This is a genomic window from Roseinatronobacter monicus, from assembly GCF_006716865.1.
Lineage (GTDB): Bacteria > Pseudomonadota > Alphaproteobacteria > Rhodobacterales > Rhodobacteraceae > Roseinatronobacter > Roseinatronobacter monicus.
Genome location: NZ_VFPT01000003.1, coordinates 1 through 22,182, shown reverse-complemented (window position 1 = coordinate 22,182; position 22,182 = coordinate 1). Strand labels below are relative to the sequence as shown.

Below are 22,182 nucleotides of genomic sequence, written 5' to 3'. Positions count from 1 at the left end.
CATATAAGAAACATCGCTTTTGGGGGCACGTCCATCAAACGGCGGCGATGAATTTTGGGACGCTGAGGAAATAGAGACGGTTTTAAGGACGCCATGAGGGCCTTTTCTAGGGCGCAGCCCGCTTCCGAGGCAGCCGCCTCTAAAACGAGCGTTTTGTGGACTGGCAGAGTCGCGGACTCAACTCCTGGAAATCCTCCATTATCGCCTTGATGGAATAAAGTGTTGATAACTTTTATGTATTTCGCGTTCTCTCTGAAAAATGTTCGCTAAAAGTTCCTTGTTAACGTGGTTTTACGAAGAAACCTTCCGATGGGGCCTCGACGAACCACTGCGGTTTCCGCCCCCGGCCGGACCAGGTGAGCGCCGGGTTCTCAGGGTGCCGGTATTTCGCCGGGGCGGGCGCACGCTTGGGTTTTGCATCCTCGCCCATGAGTTCGGCCAGCGAATAGCCCAGGTCTCTGGCGAAGGCTTCCACCTTGGCGCGGGCCTCTGCCTTTTGCCGGTCCTCGTAGGTGGAAATCGACTTGGCGATGTCCTTGTGCAATTTGCGCAGTTCCGTGAGCGACAGCGCCTCGAGATCGAAATCGGCCACGTTATGCTTTCCGTGTCCTGAATTATCCCGCAAGGTAGCCTGTATCGGCATGGACCCGCAACTCCCTTACGGCTGGGGCAGGGGGGCGGTTGGGCATGATCGGTATCGACCGCCAGTGCAGGGCCGGGCTTGGGTTCTGACGGGCCATGTGTGCCGGATGACAGGGTCTGGCATTGGCTTCCCCCGTGTCGCTCTGTCTGCTGGGCCATCCTTTCGACTGACAATCCCCTAATCCCGTTAGGGCTCTCACGCGCAACCCCGCGTCAGACCGGGCCGTGTTGCCCCTTCGGGGCTGCCCGCTCCACCCCGGTCCTCTGGGGGTTTCCGGTGTCCGTTCCGTCCACCGTGCACGCGTCACCCGACGGGCTTTTCAGGGTCTTGTCGAAGGGACGGTCCCGAAGACAGGACACAGAAGGAAGCTTACCATGCAGAACATCGTCATCCTCGCTGGCAACATTGGCCAAAAACCCGAAGCCCGCACCACCCAGGGCGGCACCAACATCACCAACTTCAGCCTCGCCACCTCTCGCCCCCGCCTCTCGGAAGGTCGCGTCCTGCGCGACGAGAACGGCTACCGGGTCATGGACACGGAATGGCACCGCATCACCTGCTTCAATGGCCTCGGCAAGACGGTCGCGGAGCACTGCGAAAAGGGCATGAAGGTCCTTGTCCACGGCCGCCTCCACTACAGCAAGTGGATCGACAGCATGGGCAACGACCGCTACGGCTGCGAGATCATCGCCGAGAAGGTCGACTTCCTGAGCCGCCCGAAGTCGGCCGAGAACGAAAACCCCGAGCTGGTCGACCGCGACGACGAGATCCCGTTCTGAGGAACGGGGGCTCCCCCTTGGGCCCGGCGGGTTAGACCGCCGGGTTTGACTGATTGCCGCAAGGCGGCTCGGAGTCCATCTTCCCGATGCTCCACCATGCGAAAATTCCCTCGAACTGCAGCGTGCCGACACTGGACATGACGGGGATAGATCATTCAATCCTTCAAGCGACTCCGGTCCTTCCTAGCTCTCATTCTTGTTGTTGATGTGTAAGCATCCGGCGAGGGACGCGGTCACGCGGCCTTGACGGCTTCCTGCTGGGCCTTCCAGTTCCATGGGAGCAACTCGGGCAAGCGAGACACGGTGATGTCCGGCATGCGCGCCAGGACGTCTGCCATCCAGGCCTGCGGATCAATGTCGTTCATCTTGCAGCTGACGATCAGGGTGTACATGAAGGCCGCCCTTTCGCCACCGCGTTCAGACCCTGCGAAGAGCCATGACTTTCTGCCCAATGCGATGCCTCTCAGGGCGCGTTCGGCGGCGTTGTTGGTCAGGCAGATACGCCCGTCATCCAGGAAAGCGGTGAAGGCATGCCATCGGTCACCCTTGGGCGGCATCAGATAGTCGATGGCCTTTGCGACGCTGTTGTGTTTCGACATTCGGGCGCGTTCTTCCAGAAGCCAGCTACGCAGGCCTTCAACCAACGGTAGCGACCGTTCCTGCCGCACGGCAAGGCGAGCAGCCGCGCCCATAACGTTGATGTCGCGCTCGATGTCGAAGATCGCGTCGATCCGTTTCACCGCTTCCAAGGCGACGGGCGAGATATCATGTGCAGGCTTGTTCTTGCGCACGTTGCCCGCGATGTCGGCCAGCTCAAAGAATTTGCGCCGTGCGTGACTCCAGCAGAGCGCGCTGCGTGCAGGGCCGGGGCTGCGGTCAGCCAGATACAGGTCGTTATAGCCGCTATAGGCATCAGCCTGCAGAACGCCCTGCCACCCCGCGAGATGCTTGTTGGGGTGGATCATCTGGCGGTCACGGGAGAATTTGAACAAGGCGGCAGGTGGCGCGCTGCCACCCCATGGCTGGTCATCGCGCACATAGGTCCAGAGCCGCGCAGTTTTGGTGCCGCCACGCGCCAGAAGCGGCACCGTCGTATCATCGCCGTGCAGGCGTGCTGCTGTCAGAACATGGGCCTCAATCAACTCATGGATCGGGGCCAGCGCAACGCAGGCATGGCCGATCAGATCAGCCAGGGTGGACAGGCTGAGATCGATGCCCTCGCGCGCAATGCGCTCGGATTGGCGGTTCAGTGGTTGGTGCTGGCCGTATTTGTCGAAGGCCACCATGGCGATCAGTTGCGGTCCGGCCCAACCCCGAGGAATGGTGTGGAAGGGTGCAGGTGGCTGGCTGATCTTCTCACAACACCGGCAGGTAAACTTCTCGCGCACCGTCTGGATCACCTTCCACTGGCGCGGGATGACCTCCAGCGTCTCGGTAATATCCTCGCCCATCTTCACGATCCGGTCTGAACCACAGCAGGTGCAGTTGGACGGGGCCTCGACCACCACACGCTCTCGCGGCAGATGCTCGGGAAAGGGTTTGCGCACGGGCTTGCGTCGTGTGAAGGCGCGCACGGTGCTGGTCTTATCCTGCGCTGCTGCTTGTTCCGCCGCCAACGCATCCTCCGTGGCAGCGGCTTCCAATTCCTCAAGCTGCAACTCCAGCTGATCGATCAGCCGCGCCCGGCGTTCGGATGAGATGCCGTATTTGTCGCGGCGCAGCTTGGCGATCTCCAGCTTCAATTCCTGGATCATCGCTTCCGTGCAGGATGCCAAGGCGCGCGCCTGCGCCAGGTCGCGTTCGGCGGCCTGGGCACGGGCTGTTTGCGCGGCCAGCTCAGCGCGTAATCTGGCGATTTCGGAAGCGGCATCTGACATGGCAGAGGACTACCACAGATGCGCTGGATCGCCAATAAAAACAGGCACTTCAGCAGGGATTATCCAGCCTTTGCAGGGCGTTGCGTCCAACGCGGATTGCGCCAATCGATCCCTTCCAGAAGATAGCCGAGCTGCGCGGCGGATATCGAAACGGCCGTCCCATCCTGACTTACAGGCCAGATGAACTTGCCCGCCTCCAGCCGCTTCACATACAACGACATGCCGACCCCGTCATGCCAGAGCAGTTTCACCAGATCGCCTTTGCGGCCCCGGAAGCAGAAGATTTCGCCGCCATGCGGGTCACGGCCAAGTCCCTGCTGCACCGCCAGCGCCAGGGTGTTCATGCCACGCCGCATGTCCGTCACCCCGCCCGCGATCCAGACCTTGGTGCCAGCCGGAAACGCGATCATGCCGGATCCAGCACCTGCACGAGGCGCGTCAGAACCGCAGGGTCGATCATCGCTGCAACCGAAAGACGCCGACCGTTCAGCAGCGTGATCTCTGCACGGTCGCACGCAGTCGGCACAGGTGCCGGTTCTGGCGCATTTGCCTTCGCCGGGGCTTCAGGGTCCGCGAGCGTCACCGGCATGAACCGCAACGGCGCAGCATCTCCCGACAGTTCACCGTCGCGATATTGACGCCGCCAGCGCACAAGCAGCGTGCGACCAATATCATGGCGTCGCGCTGTCTCGGACATGCTCCCGCGCGGGCCGAAACTCTCTTCAACTATGCGAACCTTCTGCGCATCCGTCCAGCGCCGACGGCGACCGGTATCGGTGACAGAAAGGATCTCGACTTCGGGTCTGTATCTATGGTCGGACATAACGTCGGACCTAAGCGGAAATCTTCAGCGCAGAAAGACGGCCCTCGGCGTAGGCTTACGTTGATGTCAGTACATGGTGTTGCATTGCTTTGCAGCAACACAACCAGTAGTATTGCGCTTGATTAGGAGTGCTCGCATATGAAATTGTCCAGGTTCAGAGTTTCCAATTTCCGGTCCGTGTCCGACAGCGGTTGGCTTGAGGCCGACGACGTGACAGCGCTGATTGGGGTCAACGAGTCTGGCAAGACGAACTTGCTGCTGCCACTTTGGAAGCTAAAGCCTGCCCAAGACGGTGAGATTCAACCGACGTCCGATTATCCGAAAACGATGTTCGGAGAAATCCGCAACGCGCCGGGCGATTACCATTTCATCGAAGCCGAGTTTGATACCGGTGCATCCGGCGCTGCTATCGCGCAAGCCGCTGGTATTTCGGCTGAGATTGCTAAGACGGTCCGCGTCACGCGCTTCTTCGACGGTCACTACGACATCGAATTTCCAAAGCACCAACGGATCACCACCGTTACGCGTGAGTGGCTCGCGGGCAAGCTAACGGGGGCCGCAGGCACAGTTGAAGCGGCGCAGGCTCTCAAGAAAGAAGCCGAGCTGCAGCCTCAGTTGGTTCAAGGCCTCAGGGCCACCTCCGACGCGCTGCCCGAAACGGAGAACCTTGGAGCGGTTCAGTTGCGCGCGGCCATCAAGGCAGTCGATGCGCTAATACCCGAAGAGCCTGCAGAGACCAGCGTTATTGTCCCGATGGTCAGGCAACTATCGTCAGAACTAGGCGACCAGCTCCGCGTGCTGATGACACCGCCACCAGGCCGTGTCGAAGGCGTTGAAGCAGTAATCGTGAACGCAATCCCGCCATTTGTCTATTACTCCAACTATGGCAACCTCGATTCAGAAATCTACCTACCGCATGTCGTTGAGAACCTCGTGCGGCAGGATTTGGGGGCGAAAGAAGCCGCAAAGGCGAGAACGCTGCGGGTGCTGTTCAGCTTCGTGCAGTTGGAGGCAAAGGAAATCCTAGAACTCGGACGTGACTTCAAAGAGGTGAATGGCCAGAACCGAGAGCCAACCGCGGATGAGATTGCCGCAATCGCGGAGCAGAAACGGACGCGCTCAATCTTGCTGCAGTCTGCGGGCGCAACTCTGACCACTCGTTTTCGGGATTGGTGGAAGCAAGGCGATTACCGCTTCCGTTTTGAGGCGGACGGAAATCACTTTCGTATTTGGGTTGCTGACGACCGGCGTCCGACTGAGGTAGAGCTTGAGAACCGAAGCACGGGTTTGCAGTGGTTCCTGAGTTTCTATCTCGTCTTCCTTGTCGAAAGCCGAGGCGACCACAAAAAGGCGGTGCTGCTCCTCGACGAACCGGGCGTGTCGCTGCACCCGCTTGCCCAACGTGACCTCTCTGCGTTCTTTGAAAGTCTGTCCCAGACCAACCAGATCATCTATACATCGCACTCGCCCTTCCTGGTCGATGCGGATCGACTTGAGAGGGCTAGGAAAGTCTATGTAGCGGCGGACGGCACCACCAAGGCAACACCAAACCTGCGGCATAGCGAAGGCCGGGATGAGCAGGCGGGCGCGGCGTATGCCGTCCATTCTGCACTGAACCTGAGCGTCGCTGAGAGCCTACTTGTTGGTTGTCGGCCCGTGCTGGTCGAAGGCCCGTCGGATCAACATTACCTGACTGCAATCAAGGCTCTCTTGGTCTCCGGCGCGAAAATTACGCCCAAACGAGAATTGGTCTTCCCACCCTCTGGCGGAACGAAGACAGCGCGGGTAGTGGCCAGCATCCTCACTGGTCGCGACGAAGTGCTGCCGATGATGCTGCTCGACGACGATGGACCTGGCCGACAGATGCGCGCCAACTTGGCTCAGGGTTTGTATGCGGAAAGCCCGGACAAGGTGCTTAGCGTCGCAGCCCATGTTGGCTACGAGCGTGCCGAGATTGAAGACCTGATACCATTCGACATCATCGCCGACGAACTGGACCGAATGGAACGCGAACCTGACGTGAGGTTCGCGGACGTTGTGCAGGCAGGCCTGCCAATTGTGGGCCAGATCGAAGCCTGGGCACAGGCGCAGGGCGTGCACCTTGACGAACATTGGAAAGTGCCGCTGTCGATCAAGGTCAAACAAAGGATGCTGACACGGGGATTGAACGCGATCCCGCCGCACGTGGTGGAGCGGTGGGTCGGGTTGTTCGAGGCATTCTCGCCGCAAGACGCACCGTAGTGGCACCTGAAGGGGCGCGAGGAAAGCGCAAATAAGCTACGTTCGGTTCGAAACAACATGAACACCAGCTTGGTCCCGCATTGCTCGACTTTTGAAGAGTGAGAGACGTGCCGGTTTCCCGGTGACAGGTTAAGGGCTGGGAGAGTGGCTTCCAGCGCCTGTCACGGAGGAATACCGATGGGTGTTGTGGAAGTTCTGGATCCGGTCGCGCCGACGCGGGCTGGTGGCTGGAAAGTGGATGTGAGCCGGGGTGAGCGGAACGGGCGGGTGTCGTCCGAATGGTTCAACCGGCCGGATGATGAGCGGTATCTGTCGCTCGACGATCTCTGGGCCGATGTGAAGGGTCGGTCCGAGCGCAGCCGCAGCCGGGTTGTGCAGACGGCGGACATTCGCGTCGAGGCCGCGCGCGACAACCCAGAACGGTTGCACCTGATGCTGCCGAAAGCACATGAACCTGTTGCCCCCACGCACTGGGCCTTTGGCCAGCTGGCCAGCATCGTCGGCGCCCCGGCGTCATATCTGCGGCAGCTGCCAGCGCCGCTGGCGGGGATCAACCTGCAATACGGCCTGACCAATCACCGCGCCGAGCAGGTGAAGACCTTCGAGACCGAAGATGGCCGGACCGAACTGCGCGCGATAACGGGTTTAAGCTACGGCAGGATCCATGACCATGAACTGGTCGAGGCGGTGCAGCGCATTGCGGGTAATGGCACCGGCGACACGCGCTGGAAGGTGCCGGGCGTGCTCGACTGGTCGACCGGGGTCTATAACCCCGATGTCGAAATCAGCCGCGACACGACCACGCTCTATGCCTCGGACCGTGATGTCTTCCTGTTCCTGGTCGATGATCGCAACCCGATCGAGGCGGGCAAGCTGCCCGATGGCTCGCCCGATCTCTACTTCCGGGGCTTCTACTGCTGGAACTCCGAAGTTGGTGCCAAGACCCTCGGCATGGCGAGCTTCTACCTGCGGGCGGTGTGTCAAAACAGGAATCTGTGGGGCGTCGAGGATTTCCAGGAGATCAAGATCCGCCACTCGAAGTACGCGGCCTCGCGCTTCGCGCATGAGGCCGCCCCGGCGTTGACGCGCTTTGCCAATTCCTCGCCGCAGGGGTTTGTGAACGGGATCAAGGCGGCGCGGCAGCAGATCGTGGCGCGCACGGACGAGGACCGGGATGACTTCCTGCGCAAGCGCGGCTTCTCGAAAGCCGAGTCGGGCAAGATCATCGAGAAGGTGTTGATGGAAGAAGGCCGCCCGCCGGAGAGCATCTTCGATTTCGTGCAGGGCATCACGCGGCTTGCGCGCGACAAGACCCAGCAGGATGCGCGTCTAGACATGGAAGGGCGCGCGAAAAAGCTGCTCGACCGGGTCGGCTGACACGATCCTTTTGAACGTGGCTGCCCAGGGCAACGGGCGGCCACGTCCGTTTCACGTTTTGCATGGCTATCTACATCACCGCCGCCGCCCCCTTTCGAGGAAGAGGGCGGTGGTTTGGTCTTTGACGGATGAAGCGGGGAGAGAGGCTTTCCGCGCCGTCGGAGATATGCGCCATGTTCGACTTGCCCCTGCCGATCCACCCGACCCCTCGCCCGAGCGGCCCCGCGCCACACAGCCCAAATGGCACCGCTGATCCCAAGCGCCCCTTCGCGCTTACAGTTCCGAACCCGCTGCCCGCTGCGCAGATGTCAGGCCGGGCCGCGCCCATGGTCCTTGCCCGTTTCGCCACGCTGGCGGAGGCCATGCAGGGCGCGATCGATCACGCCGAGGACATCGCCCCCGATGCTTCCCCGCAGATGATCGCCATTCTGGACCGCGATGCGCGTCTGGTGCTCGCGGGTGCGGCCAGCGAGAGCGCAGTGGCCTGGTGCCATCCGGTGGCGAGCGCGGCCGAGGCGCGATCTGTGGTGCATGAGGCAAGCCAGCTGCGCGCACAGGCGGGCCGGGCCACTGACTGGCGCGAGGCTGATCTGGCAGAACGCCTGCGCCAGCGTGCCGATCTGCTGGATGCGCGTCTGGTTGATCCGCTCTGGCGCGGATTTGCCGCCCGCGCGCTGCAACTGGCCGCGTGAGGCCCGAAGAGGCAGAGGCGGGCAGGGCAGAGATGCGCCTTGCGGGGGAAGAGGAAAGATCGCCCCGCCCCGCGCATGTCCCCAGCCTGTTTGAAGGAGAGATCGATGCGCCAGAATACCCCGACATTACCCGCCCCGCTGCCCCCGGCCCGCACGGATTTTCAAGGGCTGCAGGCCCGGTATGCCGAGGCCGAGGCCCGCCTGGCCGCCCTGATGGCCGCCAATATGACCCGGCTTTATGATCATCTGACCCGTGCTGGCATCACCCATGTCATGGTCAGCTTTCACTGTGGTCATGACATCTGCCGGGTCACCGGCATCACCGCCTGGGCGGATGATGTGGAACGCCCCTGTCCCGATGTGACCATCCCCTATGTTGCGCTGGACCAGCCCGGGTTCGCGCCCAGCAATCTGGCGCTCAGACACGCGATTGCGGGCATCGCCTGCGATGTGCTGCAGGATTTGCGCGCGGCATCCGGCACGACCTGCGCTGCAGATGGCAGCTTTTGCTTCGATGCCGCTGCGCGCGCGAACCTGCTCGATTACACTCCGTGCGGTGCTGTGTCCCCCTCCGGCCCGCCACAAGCCTGCTCCGCCAGTTATGCGCAGGGGCCATGGTGATGGACCCGTTCTATGCACGCCTGGGGGTAAGTCCTCAGGACAGGCCCTGCACTGTGCTGCGCGCCGCGATCCGGGCATTGCATCCCAGCCTGCGGCGCATGCGCGGGCTGCGCGTCGCGCGCCAGCGGTTTTACCGCGCCATGCTGGCCAGCCATGCGCGCCTGCAGACAAAGGCTAACCCAGTGGGGGCGGACTGACGCTGCCGCCCCTGATCATCCCAACTCATCACACCCCACGCCCGGCCATTGGTCGGGCCTTTTCTTATGGAGACCCCAATGGCGGATTATTTCACCCGTTTCTCGTGCCTGCTGGACGTTGGCACGCCCCAGAATGCCGCGCGCGCCTATGAGGCGTATCTCGCGCTGCGCAACGACGCCTATGCCGAGGCAGAAACCCTGTGTTGCGGTTTTGACCTGACGATCGAGAGCGATCCTTCTGGATCACAACTCTGGATCCGCAGCGAAGACCACGGCGACCCCGAGGCGGTCATCCGCTTCGTGCTGCGCCTTGCGCACGACCTCGGCCTCACTGGCCTTTGGGGCTTCCAGTACGCCCTGACCTGTTCCCGCCCCCGCCTCGACGCCTTCGGCGGCGGCGCGCATGTCATCGACCTTGGCGCGCGCAAATTGATTGGTGCCACCAGCACGCAAGACTGGTTGGCCGCCGCACTGAACGGGGAGGACCCCCATGCCTGAGGTGATTTGCACCACCGTCTACCAGTTCCCCGAACTCTCCGACGCCGCCAAGGACAAGGCACGCAGCTGGTATCGCGAATTGGACCCCCATGATGATTGGTGGGACGCGGTCTATGAGGATTTCGAACAGGTCTGCGAGATTCTCGGCATTCGCCTCAAGACCACGCCTGTGCGCCTGATGGGCGGCGGCACGCGCCAAAAGCCCTGCATCTGGTTCTCGGGGTTCTGGAGCCAGGGGGATGGGGCGTCGTTTGAGGGCTACCTCAGCCACGCCAAGGGCGCGACCGCACGCATCCGCGCCTATGCGCCCCAGGACGCGACCTTGCACAGCATCGCTGACCGGCTTCAGGCCGTCCAGCGGCGGAACTTCTACCAGCTCGCCGCCGAGATCAGCCATCGGGGCCGCTATTACCACGAATACACCATGTCGGTGGACGTTACGCGCGACAGCCCGACCTGGCAGCCGCCGACCGAGGATGCCGAGGAAACCGTGGTTGAAGCAATCCGCGATCTGGCCCGCTGGCTCTATCGCCAGCTTCAGGTTGAGTATGACCACCTCACCTCGGACGAGACAATCGAGGAAGGGATCATCGCCAATGAATACACTTTCACTGAGACTGGGCGACGGTTTGGGTGAGCGGGCTTTCGTTGAATTTCTCTGACCGAACGCTTGTATTGTACGTCAAAATGGCGTACATGATGGATTGGCAAAACAGGAGGCGACCATGCTTGGTTTCCACGACACCACGCGCGCGATCGATGAGCGCAACGAGGCCCGGATGAATTTCCGGACGAAGCCGCGCATCAAGACTGCAATCCAGCAGGCGGCGGCGCTTTCTGGCGTCGACGATTCCGTCTTCACGATGAATGCCGCTTACCAGGCAGCGCTGGCAACGATCGCAGCGCATGAACGGACGGTGCTGCAGCCGGTCGATCATGAGGCGTTCTTCGCAGTGCTTGATGCGCCGGCGGCGCCGACTGAGGCCCTGCGCGCGGCCTTCCGTCGGCACAGCAAAACAGTTGTGTCGCAGTAAATGTCGGGCTCACGACCTGCTACCTATATCATTGAGCCGTTCGATCCTTCGAGGCATGATCGGGCGGCTTTTTCTTGCGGTGTCGAGCAAGTCGACAACTATTTTCAGAAGACCGCAAACAAGCTCGCCAAGGCAGATAACGTCCGCCTCTATGTTATGGTTGACCGAGACGGCACGGTCATCGGCTTCTATGCTCTGAATGCGCACGCGGTTGAGTTTACCGATCTTCCTGCAAAGTTTGCGCGGTCCCGGCCTTCGCATGGGAACATCCCCGCCGCCTATATCTCGATGATCGGGCGTGATCAGAAGTTCCACGGGGGCGGGTTTGGCGGCGATCTGCTTGTCGACGCCCTCCGGCGAATCGCCGTTGCGGCCGACGCCATTGGCGTCGCGGTCGTCATGCTTGATGTCCTTGACTGCGGTGATCCTGATCGCGTTGCGCGCCGCAGGGCACTTTACGAAGGCTACGGGTTCCAATCCTTGGCTTCGAACCCGCTCAGAATGTTCATGTCCGTCAGCAATGTTCGCAAGCTCATCGCTGGAGAGAACGACTTGTAGAAAAAGGACGCCGCGCTCACGGAGCTGGTGCGGCTCGGACAGGAGTTTGATCAAGGTTGAAGTCCTGACGACCCAATCTGCCACTCTACAGTTTGGCAAATACGATCGGTTTGTGAACCTATGGTGTGGCAAAAGCTCCGAATGCTCGCGCGGCGGTATAGTGCCACCCTCACCTATTCCCATCGATCCATTTCGCCATCAGCCCCTTGTCGCGGAAACATTCGTCCGGGACGGCGCGGCGTTTGATGCGGGCGAGGCCTTCGGCGAAGGCGATCTGCTTCGGCGTTGCGGGCAGGGCGTAAGTGGTGCTGTCCATCGGGGCTCTCCCTTCATAGCTCGACCCTCAATATAGAACATAACAGGAACAAAAGCAAGCCACCTGCGCAGATCATGGGGCTCGAGAGGAAGAGGAGGGCCGGGGAGGGTCAGGCCTGAGGGTGCCCGAGAGAGGGTGTCCTGGCCTGATCCTGTCCCTCATTCCGGAGTTTCCCGATGACCCATCTCGCCCATTTTGCGACCGAGCGCGCACTTGCTTCTGTTGCCCCCATCCCGTCGCCCGATACGGCCGCTGCGATCTTGAGCGTGGCCGAGGCGCTGCAGCCTGACCTGGCGCAAGGTTTCCAGATCGACGCGCTGCGCCTGCGCGTTGAGATGGAGCGCGCCTTTGGCGGCTCTGACGCGACTGGCGCCTGGGACTGGAAGCTGGCCTATGAAGCGGGCGAGGCAGCGCTCGTCCTGTTCCTGCGGAAATTCGGCCGCGCGCTTCTGGCCCGGGCGGGTTCACCCGCAGCACTCTTGCCCATCCTTGCCAAGGTGGCTGGCCTCTTGCCGACGCATACCCGCCGCTCGGAGGAGATGGAGCGCTTCCAGCAGTTCTCGACCCCGCTGCCCATGGGGCTCGCGGCGCTCACTGCTGCACAGATCACGCCCCGCGATCTTGTGCTGGAGCCCTCGGCCGGAACCGGGCTTCTGGCGATCCTCGCCGAGATCGCAGGCGGCAGCGTGATGATGAACGAGCTGGCCGACACCCGCGCCGATCTTCTGCGCCGCCTCTTTCCGGGGCGTCCGGTCACCCGTTTTGATGCCGCACAAATCGACGATCATCTCGACGCGGGGCTGCGCCCGAGCATCATCGTGATGAACCCGCCCTTCTCGGCGGTGGCCAATGTCGATACCCGCAGCACCGAGGCGACAGCCCGGCATCTGCGCTCGGCGCTCGCGCGTCTGGCCCCCGGCGGACGGCTCGTCGCCATCACAGGGGCTGGTTTCGCGCCCGATACGCCCGCCTGGGCTGACACTTTCACCCGCCTGACCGAGTCCGCGCATCTGGTGTTCACCGGCGCGGTGGCGGGTGCCGCTTTTGCCAAACACGGCACGAGTTTCGAGACGCGGGTTTCGGTCTTCGACAAATGCCGGGGCGGTGAGGCGGGCGGCATCACCGCCGATCTGGCGTGCCCCATATCCCCAGATGTCGCCAGTTTGCTTTCGCAGATTTCAGCCGGTGTCCCCCCGCGCCTCACGCTGGACCCGAGCATAGCGACAGCAAAGCGCCCCACCTCCCCCTTCCCGGGAAATCCTGCCCGCCTCACGCGCGCTGCCATCAGCACATCGCGCGTAACCCCTGCGGCCCAGCCACACCAGTCCAGTGCACAAGTCGAGGCCGAAGATCTGGCCTATGCGCTGCGCGATGCAACCGAAGACGATGCCAGCGCGCGCCTTTCTGACGCGATCTACGAGACCTTCCGCCTGCAGGCGATCGCCATCCCCGGGGCAGAACCGCACCCAACCAAGCTGGTGCAGTCGGCGGCGATGGCGTCCGTTGCGCCCCCAAAACCCAGCTACCGCCCGAAGCTGCCCGCGGCTGTGCTGCGCGATGGCCTGCTCTCTGACGCACAGCTTGAAACGTTGATCTATGCGGGCGAGGCGCATTCTGCGCATCTTGCTGGCTCGTGGTGCATTGATGAAACTGGCGACATGGTCTCAGCCGCGCCCGACGGTGCCGTGGACGCCATCCGCTTCCGCCGTGGCTTCTTCCTCGGCGATGGCACCGGTGCGGGCAAAGGCCGCCAGTCGGCCGGAATTGTTCTGGACAACTGGGCGCAGGGACGGCGCAAGGCGCTCTGGATTTCCAAAAGCGACAAGCTGTTGGAGGATGCGCAGCGCGATTGGTCGGCCCTCGGGCAGGAACGCTTGCTCGTCACGCCGCTCTCGCGCTTTGCCCAAGGCAAGGACATTCCGCTTACGGAAGGCATTCTCTTCACCACCTATGCCACGCTGCGTTCGGAAGAGCGGGGCGCAAAAAAGTCCCGCGTCGATCAGATCGTCGACTGGCTCGGGGCGGATTTCGACGGGGTGATCCTGTTTGACGAAAGCCATGCCATGGCCAACGCCGCAGGGTCCAAGGGCGAGCGCGGTGACACCGAGGCATCGCAGCAGGGCAGGGCGGGCCTGCGCCTGCAGCACAAGTTGCCCAATGCGCGCGTCGTGTATGTTTCGGCCACGGGCGCGACCTCGGTGCATAACCTCGCCTATGCGCAACGCCTCGGCCTCTGGGGCGGGGAGGACTTTCCGTTCACCACCCGTGCGGAGTTCGTCCAGGCCATCGAGGCAGGCGGCGTCGCCGCGATGGAAGTCCTTGCCCGCGATCTGCGGTCGCTTGGCCTCTACACCGCCCGGTCGCTTTCTTATGACGGCGTCGAATACGAGATGCTGGTTCACGCGCTCAGTCCCGAGCAGCGCGGCATCTATGATGCATATGCGCTCGCCTTCGGAGTCATACATCGGAACCTGTCCGCGGCGCTGGAAGCGGCCAACATTACTGGCCCGGCCAGCTCGACAGGCGAATCCGGCGGTACGCTGAACCGCCAGGCCAAGTCCGCCGCCCGCTCGGCTTTCGAGTCCGCCAAGCAGCGCTTCTTCGGCCATCTGCTCACTTCCATGAAAACCCCCACCCTCATTTCCAGCATTGAAGCCGATCTGGCAGCAGGCCATGCAGCGGTCATCCAGATCGTCTCCACCGGCGAAGCGCTGATGGAACGCCGCCTGTCAGACATCCCCACGGATGAATGGAATGACGTCCGCGTTGACATCACGCCGAGGGATGCGTGCCTGGACTACCTCGCCCATTCCTTCCCGGTGCAGCTGTTTGAGCCCTTCACCGACAGCGAGGGCAACCTGTCTTCGCGGCCTGTCACGCGCGATGGCCAGCCGGTGGAATGCCGCGAGGCGGTGCGTAGGCGCGATGCGCTGATCGAGCATCTGGCAAGCCTGCCGCCCGTCCCGGGCGCGCTCGACCAGATAGTGCAGCGCTTCGGGACCGATCTCGTGGCCGAGGTCACAGGCCGCTCGCGCCGCATCGTGCGCAAGGGCGAGGGTCCTGCCGCGCGCCTTGTCGTGGAAAGCCGCGCGGGCTCAGCCAATCTCGCGGAAACTGCCGCCTTCATGGATGACCAGAAGCGCATCCTGATCTTCTCGGATGCCGGCGGCACGGGGCGCAGCTACCATGCCGATCTCGGGGTGAAAAACCAGCGCCTGCGGGTCCATTACCTCCTTGAGCCGGGCTGGAAGGCCGATGCGGCGATCCAGGGCCTTGGCCGGACCAACCGCACCAATCAGGCGCAACCGCCACTGTTCCGCCCCGTCGCCACCGATGTGAAGGCGGAGAAACGGTTCCTCTCCACCATCGCCCGCCGCCTCGACACGCTGGGTGCCATCACGCGCGGCCAGCGCCAGACCGGGGGGCAAGGGCTGTTCCGGCCCGAAGACAATCTCGAGTCGCCCTATGCCCGCGACGCGCTGCGCCAGCTCTACCGCAAACTGCATCGCGGCGATGTGGCGGGCTGCTCGCTGGAGGCGTTCGAGGATGCGACGGGCCTCAGCCTGACCGATGACAACGGTCTGAAGGACGACCTGCCCCCCATCACCACCTTCCTCAATCGCCTGCTGGCGCTGACGATTGATATGCAGGGCGTGCTGTTTGCGGCCTTTGAGGACTTGCTCGACGCGCGCATCGAGGGCGCCATCGCCGCCGGGGTCTATGACCTCGGTCTCGAGACGCTGCGCGCCGAAAGCTTTCGCGTCACCGATGCAAGGGTGATCTACACCCATCCCGGCTCTGGCGCCGAAACCCAGCTGCTCACCATTGCGGAAAAACGGCGCAACACGCCGCTGTCGCTGGCGGATGCGCTGGACTGGCTCGACGACCCGAAGGCACGCCTTCTGGTCAACAGCCGCTCAAACCGGGCTGCGGTGCAGGTGCCCGCCACCAGCTTGATGCTGGATGATGGCACGATAGAGCCCCGCCTGCGGCTGATCCGCCCGCTTGATGCCAGCACGGTTCCGGCCAAAATCATGGAGGACACCCACTGGCTGGAAGCCGACCGCGCGGCGTTCACTGCCGCCTGGACGGCGGAACTGGCCGAGGTGCCAGAGTTCAGCGAGTCCACCCTGCACATCGTGGCGGGGCTCTTGCTGCCGATCTGGAAGCAACTGCCGCAGGATGAAACCCGCGTCTACCGGCTGCAAACCGATGACGGCCAACGCATCATTGGCCGCCGCGTTTCGCCCGCCTGGGTCGCAACCACGCTGGCGGAGGATGCACCAAAACTGACAGCGGCGCAGGTCCATGCCCTTGTTCTCGAGGGCAAGACGGTGGTGCGGCTGGCCGAGGGGATGGAACTTCACCGCTCCCGCGTCATGGGCGTGAACCGGATCGAGCTCTCCGGGTTCACCGAGGCCGCCAAGGACCGGCTGAAGGCCGATGGCTTCTTCTCGGAAATCATCGCGTGGAAGCTGCGGCTGTTCTGCCCGACGGATCCGCGCGGGATTACGGTTCTAAAGCAGTTGCTTGCGCGCCTGCCCGTGGCTGGCCTACATGCACGCAATGGTTGAAAAAGATGCGGTCCATGTCGGTTGAAACAGAAGATCTTCTGCGCGAACTTGCGCAAAACGCGGAAAGCGTATGTCGTCATTACCTTCCCGCCGGGCGGCGGGAAGGGTCTTACTGGATGGTGGGCGATCTGCAGAACAACCCGGGCCGGTCGCTTTTTGTGCGGTTGACCGGGCCAACGTCCGGGCCGGGCGCGCGCGGAAAATGGAGTGATTCCGCGACGTCGCAATATGGGGATCTGCTGGACATCATCCGTGCGCGCACGGGGATCACGCGGTTTCCCGAACTCCTAGACGAGGCCCGCACGCATCTTGGCCGCCCAATGCCGGTGATGCCGGATGCGCCAGCACTAAGGAAACCCAAACCCCCCGGTGGCACGCCAGCAGCAGCGGCGCGCCTGTTTGCGGCCGCAAAGCCGCTCAACGGCACGCTTGCCGACACTTACCTCCGCGCCCGGGGCCTCACCCAAGGCGGCACGATGAGGGCCCTGCGCTTCCACCCCAAGTGCTGGCATCGGGATGAGGGCCAGACCCGGAGCCTCCCCAGACCGGCGCTGATCGCGGCTGTCACCGATGGGGCAGGGGCCTTGCAGGGTGTGCATCGCACCTGGTTGGCGCCAGACGGTCAGGACAAGGCGGCGGTCAAAACGCAGCGGCGGGCCATGGGTCACCTTTTGGGCAATGCCGTCAGGCTGACCCCGCATGACAACATCCTCGTGGTCGGGGAGGGCATCGAGACCATGTTGTCGCTCACGCAAGCGGTCCCCGGCCTTCCTGTCTGGGCGGCGCTCTCATCGGGTCACCTCGGGGCCGTCCTGCTGCCGGAGGGTTTGCAGCGCCTCTACATCGCCATCGACCGCGATCCTGCGGGTGCGCGCGCGGCAGAGCGGTTGAGCGCCAGAGCAACCGAGGTCGGGATTGCCGTCCGGGTGCTGGAACCGCGTCTCGGGGATTTCAACGATGATCTGCGGGCGAACGGCGCGGAGGCGCTGCGCCAGCATCTGGCAGGGCAGATCGGGCCCGAAGATCGGCAGCGCCTGTTCGGCTGAGCCGCACCGCGCAAGGGGGCGGTCTGGGAGTGCGCGGCAGGGGTCACGGATCCCTGTCGCGGTTCTGGACCGTCGCCTTGCCTCTTCCCGGGGTAATCTCATCCCCCGACACCCACACGGCCTTCAAGAGATGGGCGTGCTGCCGTCAAAGGGTCCGCCCCCTCAAGGGCGGCAGGCAGGCTATTTCCGCCGCGGGATAAATCCCGCTTTGCATCGCGAAACAAATAGCCTGCCTGCCGCCCTCCTCCACATGCGTTTCGGCCCCGAAGAGGGGGTGAAGGGTCGTCCGCCATGACGGCTCAGAGCTGCCCATGAAGGCCGCGCGGGATGTCGCGCGGACGAGACAAGCCCGGAGGCAAGAAACAGATGACGATCCAGACCCATGAGGATGCCTATGACCCCGCCCAGACCGTATCCCAGACCGCCCATGCGCTCGAAGAGCTGCAGCTCTATGGCTACCGCCCCTTTGAAGACGAGCCCGATCCGCGCCCGATGCCGGATGCCGATCACCTGCGCCGCGCGGCGGCCGATATCTTCGATGCCCTCGTCGGCACGCTGGAAGACACCCGCATGGAACCCGACATGGAGGAACTGCTCTGGGGCCAGGTCAACCTCTTCCACCGCGCCACGGCGAGGGTCGAGCGGTCGCTCGACGAGAACGAGCAGGCGCAGCGCCGCCTCCAGCGCGAGCAGGACGGCTCCGAGGTGAAATCCACCGAGCTCGAGCGCCTGATGGCCGAGGGGCTAACTCTTGTCGAGCGGCGCAACTGCATGGACATGATGCGCGATCACGCCGCCACAGAGTTTGTCCATCACACGGGGTCCGCCTGGCGCCCCCGCACCGGATCGATGGTGAACCGCCAGCACATGACCGCAGCGCTGATCGACAGCCGCGATTTCCTGGCCGCCAAGCGCCGCGCGGAAACCGAGGTGATGCTGCCCGCAGGTCCCAAGGTTGCCCTCACTGGTGGCAGCGACTTCAACGATCACCGCCTGATCTGGGGCAAGCTCGACCAGGTCCGGACCAAACATCCCGATATGGTGCTCTTGCATGGGGGAAGCCCGAAGGGTGCAGAACTCATCGCCGCCAAATGGGCTGAGGCGAGGGGGGTGACGCAGGTGGCCTTCAAGCCTGACTGGACCAAGCACGCCAAGGCCGCGCCGTTCAAGCGCAATGACGCGATGCTGGATGTGCTGCCGGTGGGTGTTCTGGTCTTCCCGGGCAATGGCATCCAGGAGAACCTCGCCGACAAGGCCCGCAAGCTGGGCATCCCGGTCATGAAGTTTGAGAAGGGGGCGTGAGCCCCTTTCCCCTCACGGGGGACAACACAGCGGCGGACATCACGGTGGAAGCACGCGCTTTCCCCTGATATCATGGCACAAACCCCGCGCCCGGATTGCGACATGTTTGATACTGTCAGCCAATTGGAAATCTTCCCGACCGACCTGCAGATGCGCCGGGTCGATCCTGAGCGCAACATGCGCCGCTTTTACCGCATGAGCATCCAGCCGGACCTGTTCGGCGGTGCCAGCCTTGTGCGCGAATGGGGCCGCATCGGATATCGCGGCCAGATGATGGTCGAGCCGCATGCCGATGAAGGGCAGGCCGTGACCGCGCTGATGAAACTCGCGCGCGTGAAGCAGCGGCGGGGATATGCGTGACCTGCGTGGTGCCGTCTGTGCCTTGGCATTTTGCGCGCGTGCGCGCTGTGCGCAACGCAGGGTGACGTTTGACCCACCCGAGATGTTGCAGCCGCGCTGAGATTTGTATTCGCAGGGTTTTTGGTCAATAGTGGCCGGTGCCGACGTACCATGGGGGAGGGTCGGCGACATGCGAGGATAGCATCATGGCCAAGAAACCCGAGATCAAGAAGCTCAAGAAAGAAGTCAAATCGCGCAAGGCAAAAGTCGCTAGGCAGGAAGCCAAGCTGAAAACCGCCCGCAAGGCCCTGAAAAAAGCCTCCTGAGACGGCTTGTCACAGGGCGGATAAATAGCTGACAGGTTCGATGCACGATTTTTACTCCGACACTCAAACCCGCCCGACGCGCGCGATGCGCGAGGCCGCGCTTGACGTTCCCCTTGGGGATGAGCGCCATGACGCAGATCCGCCGACACTTGAGCTTTGTGCCCGGGTGGCGGAAATGCTGGGCATGGAGGCCGCGCTTTTCCTGCCCTCGGGCACAATGTGCAACGAGATTGCCATCGCAGTGCATACCCGCCCGGGTGATGAGGTCATCTGTACACGCGAAAGCCACATCATTTTTGCCGAGAGCGGCGGACCGGCTGCGCTGTCGGGTGTGATGATGTATCCGATCGACAGCGAAAGAGGAATGCTGACGCCCGAGCAGTTGGGTGCGGCCATTCGACCACGTTCTGCCCATGCCCCTCGGTCACGCCTGCTTGTCGCGGAGCAGACCGCGAATCTTGCCGGTGGCGCGATCTGGCCTTTGGAGCAGTTGAATGGCGTGGTCCTTGCGGCGCAAGAGGCAGGGCTTGCCACGCATCTGGACGGGGCGCGGCTGCTCAATGCGCAAGTCGCAACCGGTATCCCGGCCGCGGAATATGCGCGCGGTTTCGACAGTGCCTGGATCGCCTTCACCAAAGGGCTTGGCTGTCCGGTTGGCGCAGTGCTTGCCGGCTCGCATGATTTTATCGCACAAGCGTGGCTGCTGAAGCGGCGTTGGGGCGGGGCAATGCGTCAGACCGGGGTTCTGACCGCTATGTGTCTTTATGCACTTGATCACCATGTAGACCGTCTGGCAGAAGATCACGCGCTCGCACAATCGATAGGCGCAAGGCTCTCAGTGCTTCCGCTGATCAAGAGCGTCATGCGGGTAGACACCAACATCGTGATGGCCGATCTCGCCGACCACGCGCCAGATGCGCGGGAAACAGCGCGGCGGTTGCGGGAAAAGAATGTCACTGTGACCGTTGTTGGGCCTAAACGCTTGCGCATGGTCACGCATCTCGATGTCGGTCCTGCCGATGCGGATGCGTTGATTGATGCGCTTGCGGGGATCGCGTGAAAAATCGGCGTTTGCAGGCCCTCGCAACGAACCGCGACATGTCCAACTGCTCACCTTGGTTGGCTTGATAGCGACATCGTTCATCAACCGATTTCCATGTCCGCTGCGGATTTGCCCGCCTCCAACGCCTCGTTGAGCTACAGCGGTTTGCGTCCCTGGCCGGGCCAGGTGAGCGCCGGGTTTTCAGGGTGGCGGTATTTTGCAGGGGCGCGCGCGCTTGGGTTTTGCATCCCCGCCCCTGAGTTCGGCCAGCGAATAGCCCAGGTCTTTGGCGAAGGCTTCCACCTTGGCGCGGGCCTCTGCCTTTTGCCGGCCCTCATAGGTGGTGGTGATCGCCTTGTCGATGTCGTTCATGCAATTTGCGCAGTTTCGCGAGCGACAGCGCCTCGAGATCTCTATCTCCAATGTCATGAAATCTGATGGCGATGACGAAAACCTCGAGCAGCGCCAGATAGGCAAATGAAAAATGGGCCAGCATAAAGCTGGCCCAGTATAAGGCATGTGAGACAGCACAGGCGGTTGCTGGCTCAGGAGCAGATCGACAGCGAATGCCTGATCTTGATTGAGTATATTCTGCACGCAACCGATTCTACAATACAGAATGCACTATATTTTGTATGCTCGTCTGGCATGGAGCCCTTATATGGTGTTATGGTGCGATCTGGATGTCCGCATCTTGCCAGGTTCCCTGAATGGCGATGACAGCTTTCGGCGTCTGCCGGTGCCGCACAGACTGAGGCAGAGCCGATTTCAGGGTTACGCGACAGCGGCATGGCAAACTGATCAGTTCATCAGGCTCGCGATAACCTTTCCCGCCTTGGGGTGATCGATGGTATCCAGCACAGCAATCACGACTTCGCACCATTCGGGTTTTTGACGCCCGAGCTGCCCAAGCCGGATGACGACGTCCTCATTCGCGACAAAGCTGAGAGCCTCAAGCAGGGGCCGACTTGGCCGAACCAGCATCTCGCAGAGTAGCATATCGCGTGCCGCCTCTTCTCCAGCCTCGGCAAGGGTGATCGCTGCCGCTCGGCGGACCTCGCGTACAGGGTCCGTTAGGCTTGCATAGATGTCATCCCGCCCAAGGCCGGATATTACTGCCAAACGCAGGGCCGCGCAGCGCACATCTGCCTGTTTGTTGCGCAGACCAGCCTCTACCATTTCCGTTGGAAGCGCCGCCCCATTTGCTGCCGCCGCGCGGACCAGGAAAGGCTCAAAGCAAGGCAGAATCTGCCCCTCGACCATAATCGCTTCCAGCAAGCGTCGATCGGCGGTTTCGACCGCCATTGTGAGGATGATCTCTTGCTCAACCATGGGTCTCTCACCCCCAAAGCCACGAAAGCGGCACCACAGCTTGATGGCGGCCTCTTGCCAGCCCGCTGGGCGCCGTTTGATTAGTTCAGCGCCCAGAGCCGAGACGGCGGCCACCGACGCCCTTGGAAATTCCGTAAGCAAGCACTCGTCGCTCATCTCTTCTGGTGGCACCGACGGGGCGGCAGCGGGTTTGTGCGCGGCTATGGTCTCAGCAGGCGTCACGGGCTCTGACGGCGAACAATCCGGTGAAAAAAGGTCGAGCTGGACTTGGTTAGAGGGTGGTATGATCTTGCGCATACGATGATCCGAGTGTCGCGGGTGCCCATCATTTATTATGCTTTGGGCGGCATGTCATGTCGATGGGATTGAATATCGAGGGGGCATTGGGGGCGCACGCAGGCTTTGGCACGCTAAACAAAGCCCAACTGACGGGCTCGCGAGTCGTGACACGATCAAGCGACCGGCCCATTGTCGTCGGTCAGGACGAACACGATGCTCCGGCGCAGCTTTCCAGAACCGGTACTCATGCACTGCGCAGCATTTTGTGCCCCGAATGTCGCTGATG

The 22,182-nt window shown here is 62.5% G+C and carries 22 protein-coding genes; 14 read left to right on the top strand and 8 right to left on the bottom strand.

Going from position 1 to position 22,182, the window contains the following annotated elements:
* Window positions 1-280: 280 nt before the first annotated feature.
* Window positions 281-592 (bottom strand): H-NS histone family protein, encoded by a 312-nt coding sequence (locus BD293_RS19250; protein ID WP_142085111.1) that lies wholly within the window; start codon window positions 590-592, stop codon window positions 281-283.
* A gap of 425 nt (window positions 593-1,017) precedes the next feature.
* On the opposite strand from BD293_RS19250, the gene BD293_RS19245 reads away from it, so the two are divergent.
* Window positions 1,018-1,422, top strand: a complete 405-nt coding sequence (locus tag BD293_RS19245; RefSeq protein ID WP_142085109.1) for a single-stranded DNA-binding protein — start codon at window positions 1,018-1,020, stop codon at window positions 1,420-1,422.
* Between the two features lie 233 nt (window positions 1,423-1,655).
* Here the strand turns inward: BD293_RS19245 and tnpC are convergent, their stop codons facing one another.
* The 3 genes from tnpC to tnpA are packed head-to-tail and all read right to left on the bottom strand — an operon-like array spanning window position 1,656 to window position 4,122.
* A complete protein-coding gene (tnpC, locus tag BD293_RS19240; protein WP_142085107.1) occupies window positions 1,656-3,299 on the bottom strand; it encodes an IS66 family transposase in 1,644 nt (547 codons plus the stop codon).
* Window positions 3,300-3,358: 59 nt separating this feature from the next.
* Window positions 3,359-3,709, bottom strand: coding sequence for an IS66 family insertion sequence element accessory protein TnpB (tnpB, locus tag BD293_RS19235; RefSeq protein WP_142085105.1), 351 nt, complete (start codon window positions 3,707-3,709; stop codon window positions 3,359-3,361).
* Window positions 3,706-4,122 carry an IS66-like element accessory protein TnpA gene (gene tnpA, locus BD293_RS19230; RefSeq protein WP_142085103.1) on the bottom strand — a complete coding sequence of 139 codons (417 nt, stop codon included), beginning with the start codon at window positions 4,120-4,122 and terminating at the stop codon, window positions 3,706-3,708. Before tnpA ends, tnpB begins: the two co-directional genes overlap by 4 nt.
* Before the next feature lie 138 nt (window positions 4,123-4,260).
* Between tnpA and BD293_RS19225 the strand changes: the two genes are divergently transcribed.
* The 8 genes from BD293_RS19225 (at window position 4,261) to BD293_RS19190 (ending at window position 10,782) form a co-directional block, all read left to right on the top strand.
* Window positions 4,261-6,363, top strand: a complete 2,103-nt coding sequence (locus BD293_RS19225; RefSeq protein ID WP_142085101.1) for an ATP-dependent nuclease — start codon at window positions 4,261-4,263, stop codon at window positions 6,361-6,363.
* 177 nt (window positions 6,364-6,540) lie between these two features.
* Window positions 6,541-7,740 (top strand): DUF932 domain-containing protein, encoded by a 1,200-nt coding sequence (locus tag BD293_RS19220; RefSeq protein ID WP_142085099.1) that lies wholly within the window; start codon window positions 6,541-6,543, stop codon window positions 7,738-7,740.
* Between the two features lie 173 nt (window positions 7,741-7,913).
* Window positions 7,914-8,432 (top strand): DNA repair protein RadC, encoded by a 519-nt coding sequence (locus BD293_RS19215; protein WP_142085097.1) that lies wholly within the window; start codon window positions 7,914-7,916, stop codon window positions 8,430-8,432.
* Window positions 8,433-8,537: 105 nt separating this feature from the next.
* On the top strand, window positions 8,538-9,053 hold the full coding sequence (locus BD293_RS19210) for a DUF6878 family protein (RefSeq protein ID WP_142085095.1): 516 nt from the start codon (window positions 8,538-8,540) through the stop codon (window positions 9,051-9,053).
* Window positions 9,053-9,250 carry a hypothetical protein gene (locus BD293_RS19205; protein WP_142085093.1) on the top strand — a complete coding sequence of 66 codons (198 nt, stop codon included), beginning with the start codon at window positions 9,053-9,055 and terminating at the stop codon, window positions 9,248-9,250. Before BD293_RS19210 ends, BD293_RS19205 begins: the two co-directional genes overlap by 1 nt.
* A gap of 78 nt (window positions 9,251-9,328) precedes the next feature.
* Window positions 9,329-9,748, top strand: coding sequence for a hypothetical protein (locus BD293_RS19200; protein ID WP_142085091.1), 420 nt, complete (start codon window positions 9,329-9,331; stop codon window positions 9,746-9,748).
* Window positions 9,741-10,385 carry an antitoxin of toxin-antitoxin stability system gene (locus BD293_RS19195; protein ID WP_142085089.1) on the top strand — a complete coding sequence of 215 codons (645 nt, stop codon included), beginning with the start codon at window positions 9,741-9,743 and terminating at the stop codon, window positions 10,383-10,385. Before BD293_RS19200 ends, BD293_RS19195 begins: the two co-directional genes overlap by 8 nt.
* A gap of 88 nt (window positions 10,386-10,473) precedes the next feature.
* Complete coding sequence (locus tag BD293_RS19190) at window positions 10,474-10,782, top strand: type II toxin-antitoxin system TacA family antitoxin (protein ID WP_142085088.1); 309 nt, start codon at window positions 10,474-10,476, stop codon at window positions 10,780-10,782.
* Between the two features lie 9 nt (window positions 10,783-10,791).
* Here the strand turns inward: BD293_RS19190 and BD293_RS22820 are convergent, their stop codons facing one another.
* Both BD293_RS22820 and BD293_RS22815 read right to left on the bottom strand, forming a co-directional pair.
* Window positions 10,792-11,394 carry a hypothetical protein gene (locus BD293_RS22820; protein ID WP_170207233.1) on the bottom strand — a complete coding sequence of 201 codons (603 nt, stop codon included), beginning with the start codon at window positions 11,392-11,394 and terminating at the stop codon, window positions 10,792-10,794.
* A 115-nt stretch (window positions 11,395-11,509) separates the two neighbouring features.
* Entirely contained in the window at window positions 11,510-11,656 is a 147-nt protein-coding gene (locus BD293_RS22815; protein ID WP_170207232.1) for a hypothetical protein, read from the bottom strand.
* A 176-nt stretch (window positions 11,657-11,832) separates the two neighbouring features.
* Between BD293_RS22815 and BD293_RS19180 the strand changes: the two genes are divergently transcribed.
* The 5 genes from BD293_RS19180 (at window position 11,833) to BD293_RS19160 (ending at window position 20,303) form a co-directional block, all read left to right on the top strand.
* Window positions 11,833-16,230 (top strand): strawberry notch family protein, encoded by a 4,398-nt coding sequence (locus BD293_RS19180; RefSeq protein WP_142085085.1) that lies wholly within the window; start codon window positions 11,833-11,835, stop codon window positions 16,228-16,230.
* Window positions 16,231-16,244: 14 nt separating this feature from the next.
* A complete protein-coding gene (locus BD293_RS19175) occupies window positions 16,245-17,276 on the top strand; it encodes a DUF7146 domain-containing protein (protein ID WP_142085084.1) in 1,032 nt (343 codons plus the stop codon).
* Window positions 17,277-17,642: 366 nt separating this feature from the next.
* Window positions 17,643-18,578, top strand: coding sequence for a DUF2493 domain-containing protein (locus tag BD293_RS19170; protein ID WP_142085083.1), 936 nt, complete (start codon window positions 17,643-17,645; stop codon window positions 18,576-18,578).
* 102 nt (window positions 18,579-18,680) lie between these two features.
* Window positions 18,681-18,938, top strand: coding sequence for a WGR domain-containing protein (locus tag BD293_RS19165; RefSeq protein WP_142085082.1), 258 nt, complete (start codon window positions 18,681-18,683; stop codon window positions 18,936-18,938).
* Between the two features lie 345 nt (window positions 18,939-19,283).
* Window positions 19,284-20,303 carry a threonine aldolase family protein gene (locus BD293_RS19160; protein WP_142085080.1) on the top strand — a complete coding sequence of 340 codons (1,020 nt, stop codon included), beginning with the start codon at window positions 19,284-19,286 and terminating at the stop codon, window positions 20,301-20,303.
* Window positions 20,304-20,486: 183 nt separating this feature from the next.
* Here the strand turns inward: BD293_RS19160 and BD293_RS23460 are convergent, their stop codons facing one another.
* The gene (locus tag BD293_RS23460) at window positions 20,487-20,657 is read right to left on the bottom strand and encodes a hypothetical protein (RefSeq protein WP_342781418.1); all 171 of its coding nucleotides are present in this window, start codon (window positions 20,655-20,657) and stop codon (window positions 20,487-20,489) included.
* A 429-nt stretch (window positions 20,658-21,086) separates the two neighbouring features.
* Complete coding sequence (locus BD293_RS19150; protein WP_142085078.1) at window positions 21,087-21,773, bottom strand: hypothetical protein; 687 nt, start codon at window positions 21,771-21,773, stop codon at window positions 21,087-21,089.
* Window positions 21,774-22,182 lie beyond the last annotated feature (409 nt).

Excerpts from the sequence above, each read along its gene's own strand:
- BD293_RS19175 (WP_142085084.1), top strand. The coding sequence starts at position 16,245 with ATGTCGGTTGAAACAGAAGATCTTCTGCGCGAACTTGCGCAAAACGCG.
- BD293_RS19165 (WP_142085082.1), top strand. The coding sequence starts at position 18,681 with ATGTTTGATACTGTCAGCCAATTGGAAATCTTCCCGACCGACCTGCAG.
- BD293_RS19180 (WP_142085085.1), top strand. The coding sequence starts at position 11,833 with ATGACCCATCTCGCCCATTTTGCGACCGAGCGCGCACTTGCTTCTGTT.
- BD293_RS23460 (WP_342781418.1), bottom strand. The coding sequence starts at position 20,657 with ATGAACGACATCGACAAGGCGATCACCACCACCTATGAGGGCCGGCAA.
- BD293_RS19160 (WP_142085080.1), top strand. The coding sequence starts at position 19,284 with ATGCACGATTTTTACTCCGACACTCAAACCCGCCCGACGCGCGCGATG.
- BD293_RS19220 (WP_142085099.1), top strand. The coding sequence starts at position 6,541 with ATGGGTGTTGTGGAAGTTCTGGATCCGGTCGCGCCGACGCGGGCTGGT.
- BD293_RS19215 (WP_142085097.1), top strand. The coding sequence starts at position 7,914 with ATGTTCGACTTGCCCCTGCCGATCCACCCGACCCCTCGCCCGAGCGGC.
- tnpB (WP_142085105.1), bottom strand. The coding sequence starts at position 3,709 with ATGATCGCGTTTCCGGCTGGCACCAAGGTCTGGATCGCGGGCGGGGTG.
- BD293_RS19195 (WP_142085089.1), top strand. The coding sequence starts at position 9,741 with ATGCCTGAGGTGATTTGCACCACCGTCTACCAGTTCCCCGAACTCTCC.
- BD293_RS22815 (WP_170207232.1), bottom strand. The coding sequence starts at position 11,656 with ATGGACAGCACCACTTACGCCCTGCCCGCAACGCCGAAGCAGATCGCC.
- BD293_RS19225 (WP_142085101.1), top strand. The coding sequence starts at position 4,261 with ATGAAATTGTCCAGGTTCAGAGTTTCCAATTTCCGGTCCGTGTCCGAC.
- BD293_RS19245 (WP_142085109.1), top strand. The coding sequence starts at position 1,018 with ATGCAGAACATCGTCATCCTCGCTGGCAACATTGGCCAAAAACCCGAA.
- BD293_RS19190 (WP_142085088.1), top strand. The coding sequence starts at position 10,474 with ATGCTTGGTTTCCACGACACCACGCGCGCGATCGATGAGCGCAACGAG.
- BD293_RS19150 (WP_142085078.1), bottom strand. The coding sequence starts at position 21,773 with ATGAGCGACGAGTGCTTGCTTACGGAATTTCCAAGGGCGTCGGTGGCC.
- BD293_RS19170 (WP_142085083.1), top strand. The coding sequence starts at position 17,643 with ATGACGATCCAGACCCATGAGGATGCCTATGACCCCGCCCAGACCGTA.
- BD293_RS19200 (WP_142085091.1), top strand. The coding sequence starts at position 9,329 with ATGGCGGATTATTTCACCCGTTTCTCGTGCCTGCTGGACGTTGGCACG.
- tnpC (WP_142085107.1), bottom strand. The coding sequence starts at position 3,299 with ATGTCAGATGCCGCTTCCGAAATCGCCAGATTACGCGCTGAGCTGGCC.
- BD293_RS19205 (WP_142085093.1), top strand. The coding sequence starts at position 9,053 with ATGGACCCGTTCTATGCACGCCTGGGGGTAAGTCCTCAGGACAGGCCC.
- tnpA (WP_142085103.1), bottom strand. The coding sequence starts at position 4,122 with ATGTCCGACCATAGATACAGACCCGAAGTCGAGATCCTTTCTGTCACC.
- BD293_RS19210 (WP_142085095.1), top strand. The coding sequence starts at position 8,538 with ATGCGCCAGAATACCCCGACATTACCCGCCCCGCTGCCCCCGGCCCGC.